The sequence below is a fragment of the Starkeya sp. ORNL1 genome (assembly GCF_012971745.1).
GTDB lineage: Bacteria > Pseudomonadota > Alphaproteobacteria > Rhizobiales > Xanthobacteraceae > Ancylobacter.
The window spans coordinates 3,360,614-3,376,117 of record NZ_CP048834.1; the positions used below are offsets into that span (position 1 = coordinate 3,360,614).

The window sequence follows — 15,504 nt, forward strand, 5'->3', positions numbered from 1 at the left end:
GTGTTGTATCACTGCGGAGGCGTGACGTCGGACTTCAGCCACTTCATCGAAAGCTTCTTGATGGTGCCGTCGGCAATGGCCGCACCGATCGCCTCGTTGAACATGCCGAGCAGCACGGTGTCCTTCTTGCGGAAGCCGGCGCCGGTCCCGCGGCCGAACACGCCATTGAGGAAACTCGGGCCTGCCAAGGTGAACTCGGCAAACTCCGGCTTCTCCAGTGTCGCCGTGAGCGAGGTGTTCTGGGCGAAAAGGGCGTCGACCCGCCCGGCAGCGAGATCGAGGTCGTGCTGCTCGGTGGTCTTGTACTCGCGAATATCGACGACGCCCTCGAAATACTTCTTCACGAAGGCGAGGTTGGTGGTCGCCGCCTGCACGCCGACGATCTGCCCTTTCACCAGCGGCTTCATCTTCTCGATCATCGGCAGCGCGGCAGCTTCATTGTTGAGATCGAACTTGCCGGTGAGCCCCGATTTGGCGAGCGCACTGGTCTTGGAGACCGCGAAGCCCGAGGGATCGATGGCGTAGGGCCGGCTGAAATTGATGACCTCGAGACGTTTGTCGGTGATGAACATGGAGGCCATGATGACGTCGTACTTGCCGACATTGAGCGCCGGTATCAGCCCGTCCCAATCCTGGATGACAACGGTGCAGGTCAGTTTCATGCGCGCGCACAGGTCCTGCGCGAGATCGACCTCGAAGCCCGCCGCCTTGCCGTCCGGAGCGGTGAAGTTCCACGGGGCGTAGGCGCCCTCGGTGGCGATGGTGATGGCGGTCGGCCTGTCCTGCGCCTGCGCGCCCGGCGCGAAGGCCAGCAGCGCCAGCCCGAGGCCGGCGGCCAGGATGTTGCGGATCGGTTTCATGCTCTTTCCCTCTGTTTGCACTTGTGTGCCGTTTGTTGGTTGGGCTGGTCGGTCAGGCCGGTCCTCCCCCGCCGAAGGCGAAGGCCGCAAGGTCGGGCGCGGTGGTGAGGATGTGCTCAGCCATCTGCCGCTCGGCATGGCCGGCATCGCCCGTCTTCAGCGCGTCGATGATGGCACGGTGCTCCGCCTCCGCCGATAGCGGCTTCTCCACATGGTCGAACCAGATGCGCAGATAAGGCTCGAGGGTGACGTGGAGCGAGGCGATCTGGCGCACCAGCTTCGGCCGCCGGCTGAAGGCGCAGATATATTCGTGGAATTCGCGATGCCGGCTCACCCAGTTTCCGGCGGCGCCACTGCGCACCATGCGCTCGAGCAGGCGCTCGAGCTCGAGGAAGGCCTCGGTATCGAGCCGCGGCAAGGCGAGACGCACGGCGAGGCCCTCGAGCACCGAGCGCATCTCGAAGACCTCGTACATCTCCTCGACGGTGAGGCCGGCGACCATGCAGCCGCGGTTCGGCCGGATCACCACCAGCCCCTCGGTGGCAAGGCGGCGGAACGCCTCGCGCACCGGCATGCGGCTCATGCCGATCTCGCTTGCGATGCCCTCAGGTATCAGCCGCTCGCCGGCCTTGAAGCGGCCGGTGCGAATGCCGGCCAGCACGTGGCGATAGGCTTCCTCCTCCGCCGTGCCGTTGGAAACTGCCGTGCCGAAGTTGGGCATCGCACTGCTGAATATGTGTATCCACTGATCCAGTCTACGACGCCGCGACTGCCCCGTGTCAAGCGCGACAGGCCGGCAAGCAGCACGCTTGCCCTCCTGTCGGCGGAATGTGGCCAGGCAGGCATGTCAGGCGGTGTACCGCGCATTGCTGCCGGCGCCGACATCGATGGCACTGCCGGTGATGTGGCGGGCGTCGTCGGAGGCGAGGAAGGTGACGGCAGCGGCGACGTCCTCGGGCGACACCCAGGGCACCGGCAAGGCATGAACCTGCCGCATCAGCGGGATGATGTCGTCGTCGGTCGGGGTGCGGCCGAGGTTCGGCAGGATCGAGCGGTATTGGCCCTCGGGGCTGCGGAACATCGGGGTGTCGACGGCGGTCGGGCATACCGCATTGACGCGGACATTCGATGTGCCGAGTTCCAGCGCCGCGGATTTGACGAGGCCCATCACCCCCCATTTGCTGGCGCAATAAGCGCTGACATCGGGAAAGCCGGCGCGCCCGCCCACCGAGGCGATGGCGACGATGCGCCCGTCGCGGCGCTCGATCATGTGCGGCAGCGCGGCGCGCATGGTGTTGGCGGCGCCCGTGAGGTTGATGTCGATGACATCGCGCCATTGCCGATCCTGCATCGCCGCCAGGTTCCCCCACATGCCGATGCCGGCATTGGCCACCACGATGTCGAGCTTGCCGAGTTCGCGCACGCTGCGCTCGACCGTAGAGCGAAGCGCCGCGAGGTCGCGCACGTCCGCCTGGACTGAGAGACAGCGCCGGCCGGTGGCTTCGACGCGGCGCACCGTCTCCGCAAGATCGGCCGGGGTCGCCGGCGGATAATGGGTGACGCTCTCCACCGGCCCGGCGAGATCCAGCGCCACGATGTCGGCGCCCTCCACGGCGAGCGCCAGCGCGCAGGCCCGGCCGATGCCCCGCGCCGCCCCGGTGACCAGCGCGACCCTGCCCTGCATTCGGCGAGGGACGCTGCTGCCGGCGCCGGCCGGCGACTGGGCGCCTGCGGGAGAAGCACCCAGCGTGGCAGCCGCGGCAAGTGGTGCGGCCATCATGATATCTCGCCGGCTAATGTATTCATCACGCGCCGCATGATCGGTCATGGCGTGTCTCCCGTGACTCGTGGCTCGTCAGGCGATGTGGGTGCGGAAATGGTGGGCGGCGGCGTCGGCGGCCTCATTGACCTTCGCCGCACCATCATAGAATTCGAAATGGCCGCCAGTGGTCCAATGCAGTGCCTTCGGCCCCTTGAGCAATGCATGCGCCTTGCGCGCCTGATCGGGCAGCGCGCAGCCGTCGGAATGGACGATAAGCGCAGGGGCGGTCACGCGCGCGGCCTCGCTGATCGGATCGAAATCGAGCCACGGCCCCCAGGACATGACGGCGAAGCGATTAGTCCAGGCATGCACCCCGCCACCGCGCGCGGCATCCATGTAGTACTCCATCGACCCGACATGCGACGCGTTCCGGTCAGTGTCGTGATAGGCCGGGATCATCGCGTTGGTGCCGGTGCGCTCATACTCGGAACGGGCGGCGCGGCCGGCAGCACGGCGGCGCTCGACCCCCTCGGGGCCGCCATAGAGCAGCGGCGTGATCGCCGGCTCGGCCAGATGGCTGGCGATGCAGGCGACGGCGGCAACCCTTTGGTCGCGCGCCGCCGCATAGAGCACCGTGCCACCCGAGGTGCAGATGCCGAGCAGCGCGATGCCGTCGGTCCGCACGTCCCGCCGGGCCGAGAGGAAGGAGACCGCTGCGGAGAGATCCTCCGCCTTGGTCTCAGGGTGCTCATATTGCCGGGGCGCGCCGCCGCTCTCGCCATAGTGGCGATAGTCGATCGCCAGAGCGAGGAAGCCGCGCTTGGCCATCTCGGCCGCATAGATGCCGCCCATCTGCTCCTTCACCGCGGTCAGCGAGCCGCCCACCACCACGGCGGGATAGCGGCGATCCGCGCTGTAGCCCGGCGGGGCGTAGAGATTGCCGACCATGAAACTGTCGCCCGCGGGGAAGCGGACCTTCTCCGGCGGCGGGCCTTCGGTGGCGGACAGATTAGCGGCCATGGAAGCTCCGGGAAAAGCCGCGACCATCGCGACAAGGGCGCATTGCCCGAGGAAGAGGCGACGTGTCGGTTGAAGCAGACGGCTGGTCGGACTCATCTCAACGCTCCGGTCTCGGTGGAGGGGCTTTCGCGTCACGGCTTCGGCAGCGCGTTCACGACGGCCTGAAAGCGGCGCGGATCGAAATAATCGTGATAGGCGCGGATCTGCCCGGCTTCGTCGAAGCGGAACACCGCGATGTTGCTGTTGGCGTATTCCACGCCGCCGACGATCCGTGCCCGCACCTGGTATTCGACGCATACGGCATCTGAATCCGCGGCCGGATAGAGCGCGGTCAGCTCGACATCGAAGGCGTCGAAATTGGCGAACAGGCCGCGAAAGGCGCGCACTATCTCCGCCTTGCCGTCGATGCTGGTACTGAGCCCTGCCGGCGGATAGGGGATCAGAATGCGGCCCTCATCCGCCCAGAGATTGCCCCAGCTCTCGATCTCCTTGCGATGCAGCAGTTCGAAGAAGCTGCGCACCACGGCGAGCCGGCTCGCCAGCCGCGGATTCATGGTGGACTCGGCAGCGACCGGGCCGGCGTGCAGCGCGGCGAGCGAAACGGCCGCCGATCCCACGATGAGCGCGCGCCGGGTCGCCTGAAGGGCGTCCTTCGTCATGTTCGTCTCCGGCGGCGTGATATGCCGCTGCGTAAACCATGGACCTTTCCAGGGATGCGAAAAACCGGCAATGTCCGATCTGCGTATTCGGAAAAACCTCACAATGCGGCTCGACCAGCTCAGCGGCGTCATCGCCTTCATCAAGGTCGCGGAGACGCGGAGCTTCACGCGGGCCGCGGCCGAGCTCGGCGTCGCGCCGCCTTCGCTCAGCGAAGCGGTGCGGGCGCTTGAGGCGCGGCTCGGCGTGCGGCTCCTGAACCGCACCACGCGCAGCGTCGGCCTCACCGAGGCCGGCGCCGCCTATCTTGACCGCGTGCGCCCGGCGGCGGAGGAGATCCAGACCGCGGGCACCGCCTTGAAGGAGGCGAAGGACCATCCGGCCGGGTTGCTACGGCTCAATGTGCCGTGGATCGCCGGGCCGATGCTGATGGAGGCGCTGGCCACGCCGTTCCTCGCCGCTTATCCCGATGTGCGGCTCGACATCGTGTTTGATGATAATTTCGTCGACCTTGCCGCCGAGGGATTCGATGCCGGTATCCGCATCGGCGAACTGCTCGACAGGGACATGATTGCGCTGCGCGTCAGTGAGCCGCTGCGCATGACAGTGCTGGCGAGCCCGTCCTATCTCGCGCGTCGCGGCACGCCGAAGCGGCCGGCCGATCTCGCCGGCCACGACTGCATCGCCTACCGCTTCGCCTCGACGCGCGTGGTCGCGTCATGGGAATTCATCATTGAGGGCCGCGACGTCGCCTTCACGCCCGAGCCGCGGCTCGCCGCCAACACCATGTCGTTCGCGGCGAGCATGGCGGCACAGGGCGCCGGCCTCGCCTTCCTCGCCGAGCAATTGGTGGTGGAGGCGTTGCGCGCCGGCACGCTGGTCAAGGTGCTGGAAGCGTATTGCCCGACCTATGAGCCGTTGCACCTCTATTATCCCAGCCGCCGGCTGGCTCCGCCGAAGCTGCGCGCCTTCCTGGATTTCGTGCGGACGGCGCGGCTGGATCGGAGTTGACGGCTCAGGCCCGCGACCCCAGCGGCGGCACGGCAGCTCCGGAGAGGCTGTTGCGATCCAATATGGCGCGCAGCGTGCCATTGGTCTTGGCGTCTTCAATGAAGCGCGTCACCAGCGCCAGCGCCTCCGGCCGTCCCTTCGGCACGGCGACCGCGGTGCCGGTCGCCAGGAAATGCTCCTTCAGGACGCGGGCGCCGGGAAAGCGCGGCAGCAGGCTGAGGATGGATTCCCGCCCGAGCGCCAGCGCGTCGATCTCGTCGCGCTCGAACATGGCGAGCGCCTCATCAAGCTGCGCGAAGCCCTGTGCCGTGGTGTTGCGGAGCGAAGCGCGGGCGGCCCGCAGCGTCGCCGTGCCCTCGACCCCGACAATGCGCACCGCTGCGGAATCGGCCTGTGCCAGCGTCGAAATCGTTGAGCCGGCGCGCACCATATAGGTGCTGTCGCCGAGGAAATAATCGGTGCTGAAATCCACATGCTTCTTGCGCTCGGCATCGACCGGGGTGAACCCGACGTCCCAGCTTCCGCTGTCCGCCGCCTCGATGATGGCGGCCGAGCTCTTGTGGCCGATGAGGTCCAGCGGCAGGCCGAGCCATTCGGCCATCGCCCGCGCCAGATCGGCGGCGACGCCCTTGAGTTCGCCGTTTGCGGCATCGCGGGTGTTCCACACCGCGGAAGCCGCTGCGCCGACCGCGACGGCCGCCCGCAGGCGGCCGGTGGGGGCGAGTTCATTGAGCGCATGTTGCGGATGATCGGGCATGGTTCCTCCGGTTCCGACACGCCGGCTGTGCGCGCATCGTTGCTGGAGGTCGTCTATCATCCATCGCGCGCCTGCTGAACAGGCACGGCGCGGTTCGCTCAGGCCTGCCCGGCCTCCGATGTGCAGAGCACCTGCTGCGCGGCCTCGGATACCGGCTCATCGTCTTCCGCATTGCCGTGCATCCCGGTACGCCCGAGCGACAGGAAGACCACCCCGGCGGTCAGCACGGTGATGGCGGTGAGCAGCCACAGCAGCATTGCGAAAGCATTGCCATAGCTCGGCACCAGTATGGCTACGGCATTTGGCAGAGCGGAGGCGGCGCCCGCGAGATCGCCGGTCACCAGGCGCTGCGCTGCCCCGGTTGTCGGCCCCGGCGCCCCAGCGGTCGCGAGTTGCGAGGCGGTGAGCGCGGACAGCACCGCGCTGACCAGGGCCAGCGCCACGCCCTCCCCGGCGACGCGGGTGGTGCTGAAGATGCCGGTGGCCATGCCGGCGCGCTCGGTCGGCACCACGCTGACCGCCAGCGCATCCATCAGGCCCCAGGGCAGGCTGATGCCGATGCCGATCACCAGCATCGGCAATGCCAGAGCATTGCCACCCATCGGCATCTGGCTCAGCCAGAACAGGCCGGCGGCGGCGATCATCAGCCCGGAGCCGCAGATCGCGGAAGGCGCGAACCAGCGCGTCAGCAGGCCGGCGGCGATCGGCAGGATGAGCAGCGGCGCGGACAGCGCGATCATCAGGCGCCCGGCGGCGACCTCGCTCATACCCTCGATGCCGACAAAGCGCACCGGCAGCAGGATCAGCAGCACCACGAAGGCATAGGCCGGCGCCGCCGCCAGCAATTGCACGCCGACGAAGCGCGGATAGCGGAACAGCGAGAGGTCCAGCATCGGCCGCGCCACGCGCTGCTCGATGATGATGAAGGCGGCGAACAGCAGCGCCGCGCCGGCAAGCGCGCCGGCCACCAGCGGATCGCTCCAGCCGCTCTCGGGCGCCTGCAGCACGCCATAGGTGAAGAGCGTCAGCGCGCTCGTGAAGCTTATGGCGCCCGGCCAGTCGAGGCCGGCAGCATCGGGATCGCGGGTCTCGCGCAAGGTGCGCGCGCCAAGCAGGAAGGCGAGCGCGGCGAGGGCGACGACCAGCAGATAGATGGAACGCCAGCCGAAATTGTCGATCATCAGGCCGGAGGAGATCGGGCCGAAGGACAGGCCGACGCCGAAGCTGGAGCCGACCACGCTGAAGGCGCGCAGGCGCGGCGTGCCCTCGAATTCCTGTGCCAGTGCCGCCATGCCGCCGGCGAAGGCGGCTGCGGCACCGATACCCTGGCCGGCGCGCATCAGGTCGAACCATACGATCCCAGGCGCGATGACCAGCGCCAGCGAGAATAGGCCGAAGGCGGCGACGCCAGTGAGAAAGACGCGCTTGCGGCCATAAATATCGGCGAGCGCACCGGCCGCCATCAGGCTGGAGCCGAAGGTGAGCATGAAGGCGTTGGTCACCCAGTTGAGGGCAACCGGGCTACCGCCGAGCGCCCGGCCGATGGCCGGCAGGGCCACCGCCGAGCCGGTGAAGGTCAGAGGCATCGCCGCCGCGGCGAGGCAGACGGCAAGCAGGAGCAGGCGCTTCCGGGCCGCGCCCGGTTCGATGGTGCTGTCGGTCATGTTAGCCGCTGTGATCGAGGGAGCGCCGGTCTGGCGCCTTGCTGCAGTGCAGGATAGATTTGCGGCAATGAGGGAGAAACGAGGCTGTTCTTCCGCTCATCCCGGAACAGAACGCTCGAATGGGTACCGCCATGGATGGGTTGAGCGGCTTGATCGCCTTCGTGCGCACCGCGGATCTCGGCAGCTTCGTCGCCGCCGGGCGGGTGCTCGGCCTGTCGGCGTCCGCGGTCGGCAAGTCGGTGACCAAGCTCGAGCACCAGCTCGGCGTCCGGCTGTTCCAGCGCTCGACGCGCAGCATCAGGCTGACCGAGGAGGGCCGGCTGTTCCATGAGCGCTGCCGGCGCATCCTTGACGAGCTGGACGATGCCCGCGCCGCGCTCGCCCGGGCGATGGAGGCGCCGCGCGGTCGGCTGCGGCTGAGCGCGCCAATCGTCAGCTACCATCTGCTGCTGCCGGTGTTGCCTGATTTCGTCGCCCGCTATCCAGAGATCGAGCTCGACCTCGACTTCAATGACCGCATCGTCGACCTGATCGAGGAAGGCGTCGACGTCGCGATCCGCAGCGGTGACCTGCCGGATTCACGATTGATGGCGCGGGCGCTCCGGCCGTTCCAGCTGCTGCTGTGCGCCTCGCCCGAATATCTCGCGCGTCACGGCGTGCCGGACTGTCCGCGCGATCTCGACCGTCACCTCGCCATACGCTTCCGCTTTCCCAACAGCGGCAAGCTCCAGGACTGGCCTTTGACATTGCCGCCGGGCGAGCCGGAGCTGCGCACCCGCACCATTATCACCTGCAACAACATGGAAGCGCTGCGCGGCGCCACGGTGCGCGGCCTCGGCATTGGCTGCATGCCGGATTTCCTGGCGCACGAGCCGCTGGCGCGCGGCGAACTGCGTGCCTTGCTGGTCGACCACATAGATGGTCCGGCGCAGTTCCATCTGCTGTGGCCCTCGAACCGCCATTTGTCGCCCAAGGTGCGGGTGATGGTGGATTTTCTCGGCGAGCGGCTGTTTGCTTCGCAATGCGAGGCGCTGCCCTGCGAGGAGCATGTGGTGGCCGGTTAGCCGAGCATTCCGCCGCCACGTCATCCTGAGGTGCGAGCGTAGCGAGCCTCGAAGGATGTTGAAGCAGAGGTCGGTCATCGGGACGGGCATCCTTCGAGGCCGCTTCGCGGCACCTCAGGATGACGTGGCTCTCGTTTCGGGAGTGAGTTTTGGTCTGCCCTAAACACGCGGCGGCACGGTCGATAGCCGGCGCACTTCGGGGCGGTAGGCCTGGTTCTGCTGGCGGCGCAGCGAGGCACGGAAGTCGCGGGGGGTCATGCCGAACTGGGCGCGGAAGGTGCGCGACAGCACGCCGGGATAGGAAAAGCCGCAGGCTGTGGCGATGTCCTTGATGCCGAACTCCTCATAGAACAGCATGTTGCGGGCAGCCTGGAGCCGGATGCGCAGATAGAGCCGTGCCGGGGTCTCGTCGAAACGGCGGCGGCATTCGCGCAGCAGCGTCTTCGCCGAGACGCCGAGCCGCTCGGCGATGTCCTCCAGTGCCAGCGGGAAATCGAGGTTCTGCTCCATCAGCCCCACGATGCGGTCCGACAGCGCCGGCTGGGCCACCGGTGTGGACGGCGCATCCGGACGCTGCGCGGCGGTGGCGGCGCGCGGTACATAGACCAGGGCATTGGCCACCTCGCTCGCCAGCGTCGAGGTCTCCAGCCGTGCGATCAGGTCCAGCATCATGTCGAGCGTGGCGATGCCGCCGGCGCAGCTGACGCGCTGGCCGTCGACCAGATAGAGCTGGCCGTTGACGTTGAGCTCGGGGAAACGCTCGCGGAAGGTCGGCACCGCCTCCCAGTGCAGCACCACGTCCCGCCCGCTCATCAGGCCGGCCTGCGCCAAAGCGAAGGCGCCGGTGTCGACCGCGCCGATCGAAGCGCCGAAGCGGGCGGCGGTGCGCAGCTGGTTCAGCAGCTTGGGCGAATTGCGCTGCATCGGCAGGTTGCCCTCGAACACCAGATAGAAATCCGCCTGCACCATGGTCTGCAGGCTGTCGTCCGCCGACATCCATAGCCCGTTGCTGGCCCGCACCGGCGCACCGTCCTCGGAGACGAAGCGCCAGCGGAAGATCTCGCGGCCGCTATTCTGGTTGGCGATGCGCAACGCCTCGCTGGCGAGCACCAGCGCGTTCAGCGGAAATTCCGGCTGGAGGATGAGATTGAAGGTCGGGACATGGGTGCCCGAAGATTTCTCGGCCTGCGCCTCCATCCTGTTCACCCCAATCACACTGCCGGCGGCTGCTTGTCCCACAATGTTAATAACAAGTCCGTTTTCGTCAATTGATCCGACCAAATGCCGGGAAGTATCGATACAAGAAATGTTTTCAGGGCACCGGGCCGCCGCCTGCGACGAGGCGGCCAGAATCCCTGATCCGTTGACATCACTGGCATCTGGCACGCGACGCCGTCGTCCGTGAGCGCTCCCGCTCGCGCCGGCCACGGCCCGTCTTTGCCCGCAGGAACGAGGTTGCCGACGTGCAGACCGAAGCGTTGAAGAAGAAGCTCGAAGGCTGCTACGTCACGGTGCCGACGCCGTTCCGCGACGAGGCGGGATTTCCCGTCGACGAGGCGGCGCTGCGCACCTATGTACGTTTCCTGATCGAGGGCGGCCTGACCGCTGAGACCGCGACTTTCCTCGCCGGCGGCGCAGCGGGCGACTTCTCCACCATGAGCTTTCAGGAGCGGGTGCGCGTCGCTGAGATCGTGGTCGACGAGGTCGGCGGCCGGGTGCCGGTGGCGATGGGCGCGCAGACCACCAGCACGCTGGAACTGGTCGAGCTGGCGAAGGCCGCACACCGCATCGGTGCCGACTTCATCCAGGTGTCGTGCCCGTTCTATTTCACCCATACCGAAGGCGACTTCGAGGAGTTCGTGCGGGCGGCCGCCGATGCGGCGCCGGATATCGGGCTGATCGTCTACAACACCTTCTGGACCACCACGAACATCTCGTTCGAGATGGTGGAGCGCCTCGCCGAAATCCCGAACGTGGTCGGGTTGAAATGGGCGACGCCGCGCACCGACGCCATGGAGTTCGAGAGCGTCGCGGCGCGTTTCTCGAAGCGCTTCACCATCATCGACAACAATCTGTTCTTCGCCTTCAGCGCCATGCCGGCGCTCGGCGCCAAGGCGTTCGAAGTGCACCTGTGCAACTTCTGGCCCGAATGGGGGCTTAAGCTGGTCCGCGAGATCGGCGCCGCCAACTATGTCGAGGTCGCGCGCATGCTCGTCGATGAAGCCATGCCGTTCTACAAGCTCTGGGTCGAGATCGAGCGCGATTTCACCAGCGGTGACGGCTATCTCGACAAGCTGTGCATGGAACTGGTGGGACTGCCCTCCAGCCGCTGCCGCCCACCGACGCGTGACGTGCGCGAACGCTACCGGGCGGCGACGCTCGACATGATGCGCCGCATCGGCACTCCCAATCTGGTCCAGTTCGAGGAGGCATGATGGCGGGCGCGGCGAACCTCATCGTGCTGGCGGCCGGCGACAATGTCGGCATCGCGCTGCGCGACATCCCCGCGGGGGACGTCGCGGCGACGCTGGCCGGCCTGTCGCTGCTGGCCGAGGAGCCGATCCCGCAGGGCCACAAGATCGCGCTTCACGACATCGCCGCGCAACAGGACGTGGTGCGGCTCGGCATGCCGGTCGCCATCACCAGGGAAGCGATCGCCAGGGGCCATCTGGTCCATGTCCACAATGTCGCGAGCCGCTATCTCAATAATGACGAGGACCATTATGAGTAGCCTCGGCATCGAAACTCCTGCCCCGTCCGTGGCGAGCCCGGTGATCGCGAACCGCATGCGCGGCTATGCGCGCCAGGACGGGCGCAAGGGCATCCGCAATTACTTGCTGGTCGCTTATCTGGTGGAGTGCGCGCACCATGTCGCGCGCATGATCGCGGCGCCCCACCAGCAAGGCGGCGTGCAACTGGTCGGCTTCCCCGGCTGCTATCCGAGCGACTATGCCGACCGTGTCATGACCGACATCGCCACCCACCCAAATGTGGGCGCGGTGCTGCTGGTGTCGCTCGGCTGCGAGGAGTTCCAGCGCACCCGGCTGAAGGCCGCCATCGCGGCGAGCGGACGGCCGGTGGAACTGCTCACCATCCAGGCCTGCGGGGGCACCGCCGGCACGGTGGCGCGCGGGCGGGAGTGGGTCGAGCAACAGCTGGTCTCGCTCACCGCGGCGCCTACCGTGCCGGTCGGGCTTTCCGACCTTGTCATCGGCACCAAATGCGGCGGCTCGGACGGGCTTTCCGGCGTCACCATCAATCCGGCGGTCGGCTTTGCATCGGACCTCCTGGTCGATGCCGGCGCCGCGGTGATGTTCGAGGAGACCTGCGAACTGATCGGCTGCGAGGAGCACATGGCGTCCCGTGCGGTGACGCCCGAACTCGCCGAGGCGCTGCGCGCGGCGGTGCGCAAGGCCGACGAATACTACACCGCGCTGGGGCATGGCAGCTTCGGCGGCGGCAACATCAAATACGGCCTGTCGACGCTGGAGGAAAAGTCGCTCGGCGCCTATGCCAAGAGCGGCTCGCGGCCGATCCGCGGCGTGCTGAAGCCCGGCGTGCGCCCGCCGTCCGGTGGTCTCTATCTGATGGACACCGTCAATGACGGGCCGGTGCGCTTCGGCATCCCCAACATCAACGACACCCAGACCATCACCGAGATGGTGGCGAGCGGCTGCCATCTGATCCTGTTCACCACCGGCGCCGGCTCGGTGGTCGGGCAGGCGGTGGCTCCGGTGATCAAGGGCGTCTCCAATTCGCGCACCTATCACCGCATGGAAGGCGACATGGATGTGAATGGCGGCACCATCGCCGACGGGGTCGAGACCGTCGAGGACGTCGGCCGCCATCTGGTCGACGCCATCATCGCCGCCGCCTCGGGCGAGCCGACCAAGTCGGAGGCGCTGGGGCACCAGGAATTCGTGCTCGCCTACAAGACCTACGAACCGCTCGGCCCCGGCTGCCTGCCGGTCTGAGCGGCACGCCTTACGCGTCTGGCATCAAGCAAAAACCAAAGGGGATCGTCATGACACTCTCGCACCTATTCGGAAAACGGATGGCGACAGCGGTGCTGCTCGCCGTCGGCATCTTCACTGCCGGCGAAGCCAAAGCGCTCGACGATGTGCGCCTGCGCCTCAACTGGATGTGGTACGGCTCCCACGCCGCCTTCGCGCTGGGCAAGGACCGGGGCTACTTCAAGGACGCCGGCATCAATCTCGACATCCGCTCCGGCAACGGCTCCGGCTCGGCGCATCGCCTGGTGGCGAACGGCGACAGCACCTTCTCCTATGGCTCCTGCGCCGGCCTCGTGAACCTCGCCGCCAAGGGCGCGCCGCTGGTCTCGGTGGCGGTGATCGACGCCATGGGCACGGAGGCCATCATCGTGCGCCCCGATGCCGGCGTCTCGAAGATCTCCGATCTCAAGGGCAAGAAGCTGCTCACCACCTCCAATGCCGGCGTGAATACCTTCTTCCCGCTGGTGCTGAAGAATGCCGGACTTACCGAAGCCGATGTCGGCATCATCAATGTGCCGGACGGCGCGCTGGTGTCGAGCTATCTGCAGGGCGCGGGCGGTACCGTCGGCCTGCTCGGCGGCCTCGACGACAAGCCGGCCGAGATCAAGGCCGCCGGCGGCGCCGCCCCCGTCACCTTCCCCTATTCCGACTATGGCGTGAACCAGGTCGGCTATTGCATCGTGACCACGAAGGACACCGTCGCCAAGAACCCGGACCTGGTGAAGCGCTTCGTCGCCGCCACGGTCAAGTCCTACAAGGCGGCAGAAGCCGATCCGCAGGCGGCGATCAACGCCATGGGCGACATCGTCGGCGGCACCATGAACGAGGACGCCGGCAAGAAGCAGGCCGCCGAGGTGCAGAAGGTCACGCTCGACGTGCTCTATTCCAAGGCCAATACCGGCAAGGTGCTGGGCCTCAATCAGCCGCAGGACTGGGTCGACATGGTCGACTTGATGAAGAAGTACAATGGCCTCGAGACCAAGGAGCCGGCGACCTTCTTCTACACCAACGACTTCCTGCCGAAGTAAAGCCAGCCTAGCCTCTGGCCGGCGGACGCATTCGTCCGCCGGCCGCATTGTTCGAGTTGAAGGATCAAGGCACGTCATGGGAGCGACGATCGAGATAAGGTCGCTGGCGAAGACATTCGGCGTCGGGCCGGGCGCGGTGCACGCTTTCGGGCCGGTGGATCTCACGATCAATTCCGGCAGCTTCGTCTCGCTGCTCGGCCCCTCGGGCTGCGGCAAGTCCACTTTGATGCTGATGATCGCCGGGCTGCTGGATGCCAGCGAGGGCGCGGTGTACTTCGACGAGGAGAAGGTCGACGCGCCGCGCACCGATATCGGCATCATGTTCCAGGACAATACGCTGGTTCCGTGGCGCACGGTGGAGGGCAATGTCGCGCTGCAGCTCGAACTGCGCGGGCTCGACCCCAAGGCCTATGCGGAGCGCATCCGCGACCTGCTGCATTCGGTGAAGCTGGACGGCTTCGGCGGCCGGCATCCTTACGAGCTCTCCGGCGGCATGCAGCAGCGCGCGGCCTTCTGCCAGGCGCTGGTGCACGAACCGGATACGCTGCTGTTCGACGAGCCGCTCGGCAAGCTCGACGCCATGACCCGCGAGAGCATCCGCAACGACCTGCAGACGCTGTGGATGAAGCAGCGCCCGACCGTGGTGTTCGTGACCCATTCCATCGAGGAAGCGGTGCAGCTCTCATCCACGGTGTGCGTGGTGACGCCGCGGCCCGGGCGCATCGAGCGCACCATCGATATCGACCTGCCGTGGCCGCGCGACCTCGAAGTCAAGGCAAGTCCCGCCTTCACCCATTATGTCCGCGAAATCCAGGGGATCTTCCATGACTATGGTGTCCTCTAGAATGCCGCCGGAACCCGGCCCGATCGCGCGCGCGATCACCGCGACGGGCGTCGCGATCTGGCGCTCCTGGCCATTCCTCGCCTTCTTCGTCGGCTTCTTCCTGGTCTGGGAATACTCGGTCATCCTCTTCAAGGTCCCCGGCTACATATTGCCGACACCGTCCGAGATCGTACGGCGGGGCTGGGCCGACATTCCCCGGCTGCTCGACTATACCGTCATCACCGGCGTGGAGAGCGTGCTCGGCTATCTGCTCGCGATTCTGGTCGGCGTGCCGGTCGGCATCGCCATCGCCTTCTGGACGCCGCTGCGCCGCACCGTCTATCCGTTCTTCGTCAGCCTCGAGATGGTGCCGAAGATCGCCTTCGCGCCGCTGTTCATCGCCTGGCTCGGCTTCGGCCTGCTGCCGAAGATCATCATCGTCGTGCTGGTGTGCTTCTTCCCGGTGGCGCTGAATTCGATCCATGCGTTCGGCTCGCTATCCGACGAACTGACCCGCTTCTGCCGCTCCACCGGCGCCGGGCGACTGCGTACCTTCTGGAAGGTGCGGCTGCCGGCGGCGCTCCCGCAATGCTTCGTCGGCTTCAAATACGCCGCGCTGAACGCCACGGTCGGCGCTACCATCGCCGAGTTCATGGGTTCCGACCAGGGCCTCGGCTTCTACATCAACATCGCCACCGGCAATATGCGGCCCGACCTCGCCTTTGCCGGCATCTTCTTCCTGACGCTGCTCGGCCTGGCCTTGTTCGGCTGCGTGACGCTGGCCGAGAAGCTGCTCATTCCCTGGCACATCTCGCAGCGCCGTCATTGATCGACGTGACCGAAGG

16 protein-coding genes are annotated in these 15,504 nt (G+C 66.9%); 8 read left to right on the plus strand and 8 right to left on the minus strand.

Annotated elements, in window-relative coordinates:
• Positions 1 to 8 precede the first annotated feature (8 nt).
• The 5 genes from G3545_RS15980 to G3545_RS16000 all read right to left on the minus strand — a co-directional run bounded on the left by G3545_RS15980 (position 9) and on the right by G3545_RS16000 (position 4,301).
• Positions 9 to 860, minus strand: a complete 852-nt coding sequence (locus G3545_RS15980; RefSeq protein WP_170014274.1) for a transporter substrate-binding domain-containing protein — start codon at positions 858 to 860, stop codon at positions 9 to 11.
• Between the two features lie 52 nt (positions 861 to 912).
• On the minus strand, positions 913 to 1,581 hold the full coding sequence (locus G3545_RS15985) for a GntR family transcriptional regulator (RefSeq protein ID WP_170014276.1): 669 nt from the start codon (positions 1,579 to 1,581) through the stop codon (positions 913 to 915).
• Between the two features lie 126 nt (positions 1,582 to 1,707).
• Positions 1,708 to 2,637: a mycofactocin-coupled SDR family oxidoreductase gene (locus G3545_RS15990; RefSeq protein ID WP_206151262.1), complete on the minus strand. Its 930-nt coding sequence runs from the start codon at positions 2,635 to 2,637 to the stop codon at positions 1,708 to 1,710.
• A 78-nt stretch (positions 2,638 to 2,715) separates the two neighbouring features.
• Complete coding sequence (locus G3545_RS15995) at positions 2,716 to 3,642, minus strand: alpha/beta fold hydrolase (RefSeq protein ID WP_246702430.1); 927 nt, start codon at positions 3,640 to 3,642, stop codon at positions 2,716 to 2,718.
• Positions 3,643 to 3,773: 131 nt separating this feature from the next.
• On the minus strand, positions 3,774 to 4,301 hold the full coding sequence (locus tag G3545_RS16000; protein WP_170014280.1) for a nuclear transport factor 2 family protein: 528 nt from the start codon (positions 4,299 to 4,301) through the stop codon (positions 3,774 to 3,776).
• Positions 4,302 to 4,404: 103 nt separating this feature from the next.
• Here G3545_RS16000 and G3545_RS16005 point away from each other — a divergent pair, with 103 nt between their 5' ends.
• Positions 4,405 to 5,310 (plus strand): LysR family transcriptional regulator, encoded by a 906-nt coding sequence (locus tag G3545_RS16005; protein ID WP_170014282.1) that lies wholly within the window; start codon positions 4,405 to 4,407, stop codon positions 5,308 to 5,310.
• A 4-nt stretch (positions 5,311 to 5,314) separates the two neighbouring features.
• On the opposite strand, the gene G3545_RS16010 is transcribed toward G3545_RS16005, so the two are convergent.
• Both G3545_RS16010 and G3545_RS16015 read right to left on the minus strand, forming a co-directional pair.
• Complete coding sequence (locus G3545_RS16010; protein WP_170014284.1) at positions 5,315 to 6,067, minus strand: transporter substrate-binding domain-containing protein; 753 nt, start codon at positions 6,065 to 6,067, stop codon at positions 5,315 to 5,317.
• Between the two features lie 98 nt (positions 6,068 to 6,165).
• Positions 6,166 to 7,731, minus strand: coding sequence for an MFS transporter (locus tag G3545_RS16015; RefSeq protein WP_170014286.1), 1,566 nt, complete (start codon positions 7,729 to 7,731; stop codon positions 6,166 to 6,168).
• A gap of 131 nt (positions 7,732 to 7,862) precedes the next feature.
• Between G3545_RS16015 and G3545_RS16020 the strand changes: the two genes are divergently transcribed.
• Complete coding sequence (locus tag G3545_RS16020) at positions 7,863 to 8,795, plus strand: LysR family transcriptional regulator (protein ID WP_170018111.1); 933 nt, start codon at positions 7,863 to 7,865, stop codon at positions 8,793 to 8,795.
• A 159-nt stretch (positions 8,796 to 8,954) separates the two neighbouring features.
• Here G3545_RS16020 and G3545_RS16025 read toward each other — a convergent pair whose 3' ends face one another.
• Entirely contained in the window at positions 8,955 to 9,992 is a 1,038-nt protein-coding gene (locus tag G3545_RS16025; RefSeq protein WP_170014288.1) for a helix-turn-helix domain-containing protein, read from the minus strand.
• 266 nt (positions 9,993 to 10,258) lie between these two features.
• On the opposite strand from G3545_RS16025, the gene G3545_RS16030 reads away from it, so the two are divergent.
• From G3545_RS16030 to G3545_RS16055, 6 genes are all read left to right on the plus strand, one after another.
• The gene (locus G3545_RS16030) at positions 10,259 to 11,230 is read left to right on the plus strand and encodes a dihydrodipicolinate synthase family protein (protein ID WP_170014290.1); all 972 of its coding nucleotides are present in this window, start codon (positions 10,259 to 10,261) and stop codon (positions 11,228 to 11,230) included.
• Positions 11,230 to 11,526: a UxaA family hydrolase gene (locus tag G3545_RS16035; protein ID WP_170014291.1), complete on the plus strand. Its 297-nt coding sequence runs from the start codon at positions 11,230 to 11,232 to the stop codon at positions 11,524 to 11,526. The genes G3545_RS16030 and G3545_RS16035 overlap by 1 nt, the downstream gene beginning before the upstream one ends.
• On the plus strand, positions 11,519 to 12,769 hold the full coding sequence (locus G3545_RS16040; RefSeq protein ID WP_246702431.1) for a UxaA family hydrolase: 1,251 nt from the start codon (positions 11,519 to 11,521) through the stop codon (positions 12,767 to 12,769). The genes G3545_RS16035 and G3545_RS16040 overlap by 8 nt, the downstream gene beginning before the upstream one ends.
• Positions 12,770 to 12,849: 80 nt before the next feature.
• A complete protein-coding gene (locus G3545_RS16045; protein WP_170014292.1) occupies positions 12,850 to 13,836 on the plus strand; it encodes an ABC transporter substrate-binding protein in 987 nt (328 codons plus the stop codon).
• A gap of 76 nt (positions 13,837 to 13,912) precedes the next feature.
• Positions 13,913 to 14,680, plus strand: a complete 768-nt coding sequence (locus G3545_RS16050) for an ABC transporter ATP-binding protein (protein WP_170014293.1) — start codon at positions 13,913 to 13,915, stop codon at positions 14,678 to 14,680.
• Positions 14,661 to 15,488 (plus strand): ABC transporter permease, encoded by an 828-nt coding sequence (locus G3545_RS16055; protein ID WP_246702432.1) that lies wholly within the window; start codon positions 14,661 to 14,663, stop codon positions 15,486 to 15,488. The genes G3545_RS16050 and G3545_RS16055 overlap by 20 nt, the downstream gene beginning before the upstream one ends.
• Positions 15,489 to 15,504: the final 16 nt, after the last annotated feature.

Coding starts and splice junctions, on each gene's coding strand:
- G3545_RS16005 (WP_170014282.1), top strand. CDS start 4,405: ATGCGGCTCGACCAGCTCAGCGGCGTCATCGCCTTCATCAAGGTCGCG.
- G3545_RS15985 (WP_170014276.1), bottom strand. CDS start 1,581: ATGCCCAACTTCGGCACGGCAGTTTCCAACGGCACGGCGGAGGAGGAA.
- G3545_RS16000 (WP_170014280.1), bottom strand. CDS start 4,301: ATGACGAAGGACGCCCTTCAGGCGACCCGGCGCGCGCTCATCGTGGGA.
- G3545_RS16020 (WP_170018111.1), top strand. CDS start 7,863: ATGGATGGGTTGAGCGGCTTGATCGCCTTCGTGCGCACCGCGGATCTC.
- G3545_RS16010 (WP_170014284.1), bottom strand. CDS start 6,067: ATGCCCGATCATCCGCAACATGCGCTCAATGAACTCGCCCCCACCGGC.
- G3545_RS15990 (WP_206151262.1), bottom strand. CDS start 2,637: ATGGCCGCACCACTTGCCGCGGCTGCCACGCTGGGTGCTTCTCCCGCA.
- G3545_RS16035 (WP_170014291.1), top strand. CDS start 11,230: ATGGCGGGCGCGGCGAACCTCATCGTGCTGGCGGCCGGCGACAATGTC.
- G3545_RS16040 (WP_246702431.1), top strand. CDS start 11,519: ATGAGTAGCCTCGGCATCGAAACTCCTGCCCCGTCCGTGGCGAGCCCG.
- G3545_RS16050 (WP_170014293.1), top strand. CDS start 13,913: ATGGGAGCGACGATCGAGATAAGGTCGCTGGCGAAGACATTCGGCGTC.
- G3545_RS16045 (WP_170014292.1), top strand. CDS start 12,850: ATGGCGACAGCGGTGCTGCTCGCCGTCGGCATCTTCACTGCCGGCGAA.
- G3545_RS15980 (WP_170014274.1), bottom strand. CDS start 860: ATGAAACCGATCCGCAACATCCTGGCCGCCGGCCTCGGGCTGGCGCTG.
- G3545_RS15995 (WP_246702430.1), bottom strand. CDS start 3,642: ATGGCCGCTAATCTGTCCGCCACCGAAGGCCCGCCGCCGGAGAAGGTC.
- G3545_RS16015 (WP_170014286.1), bottom strand. CDS start 7,731: ATGACCGACAGCACCATCGAACCGGGCGCGGCCCGGAAGCGCCTGCTC.
- G3545_RS16055 (WP_246702432.1), top strand. CDS start 14,661: ATGACTATGGTGTCCTCTAGAATGCCGCCGGAACCCGGCCCGATCGCG.
- G3545_RS16025 (WP_170014288.1), bottom strand. CDS start 9,992: ATGGAGGCGCAGGCCGAGAAATCTTCGGGCACCCATGTCCCGACCTTC.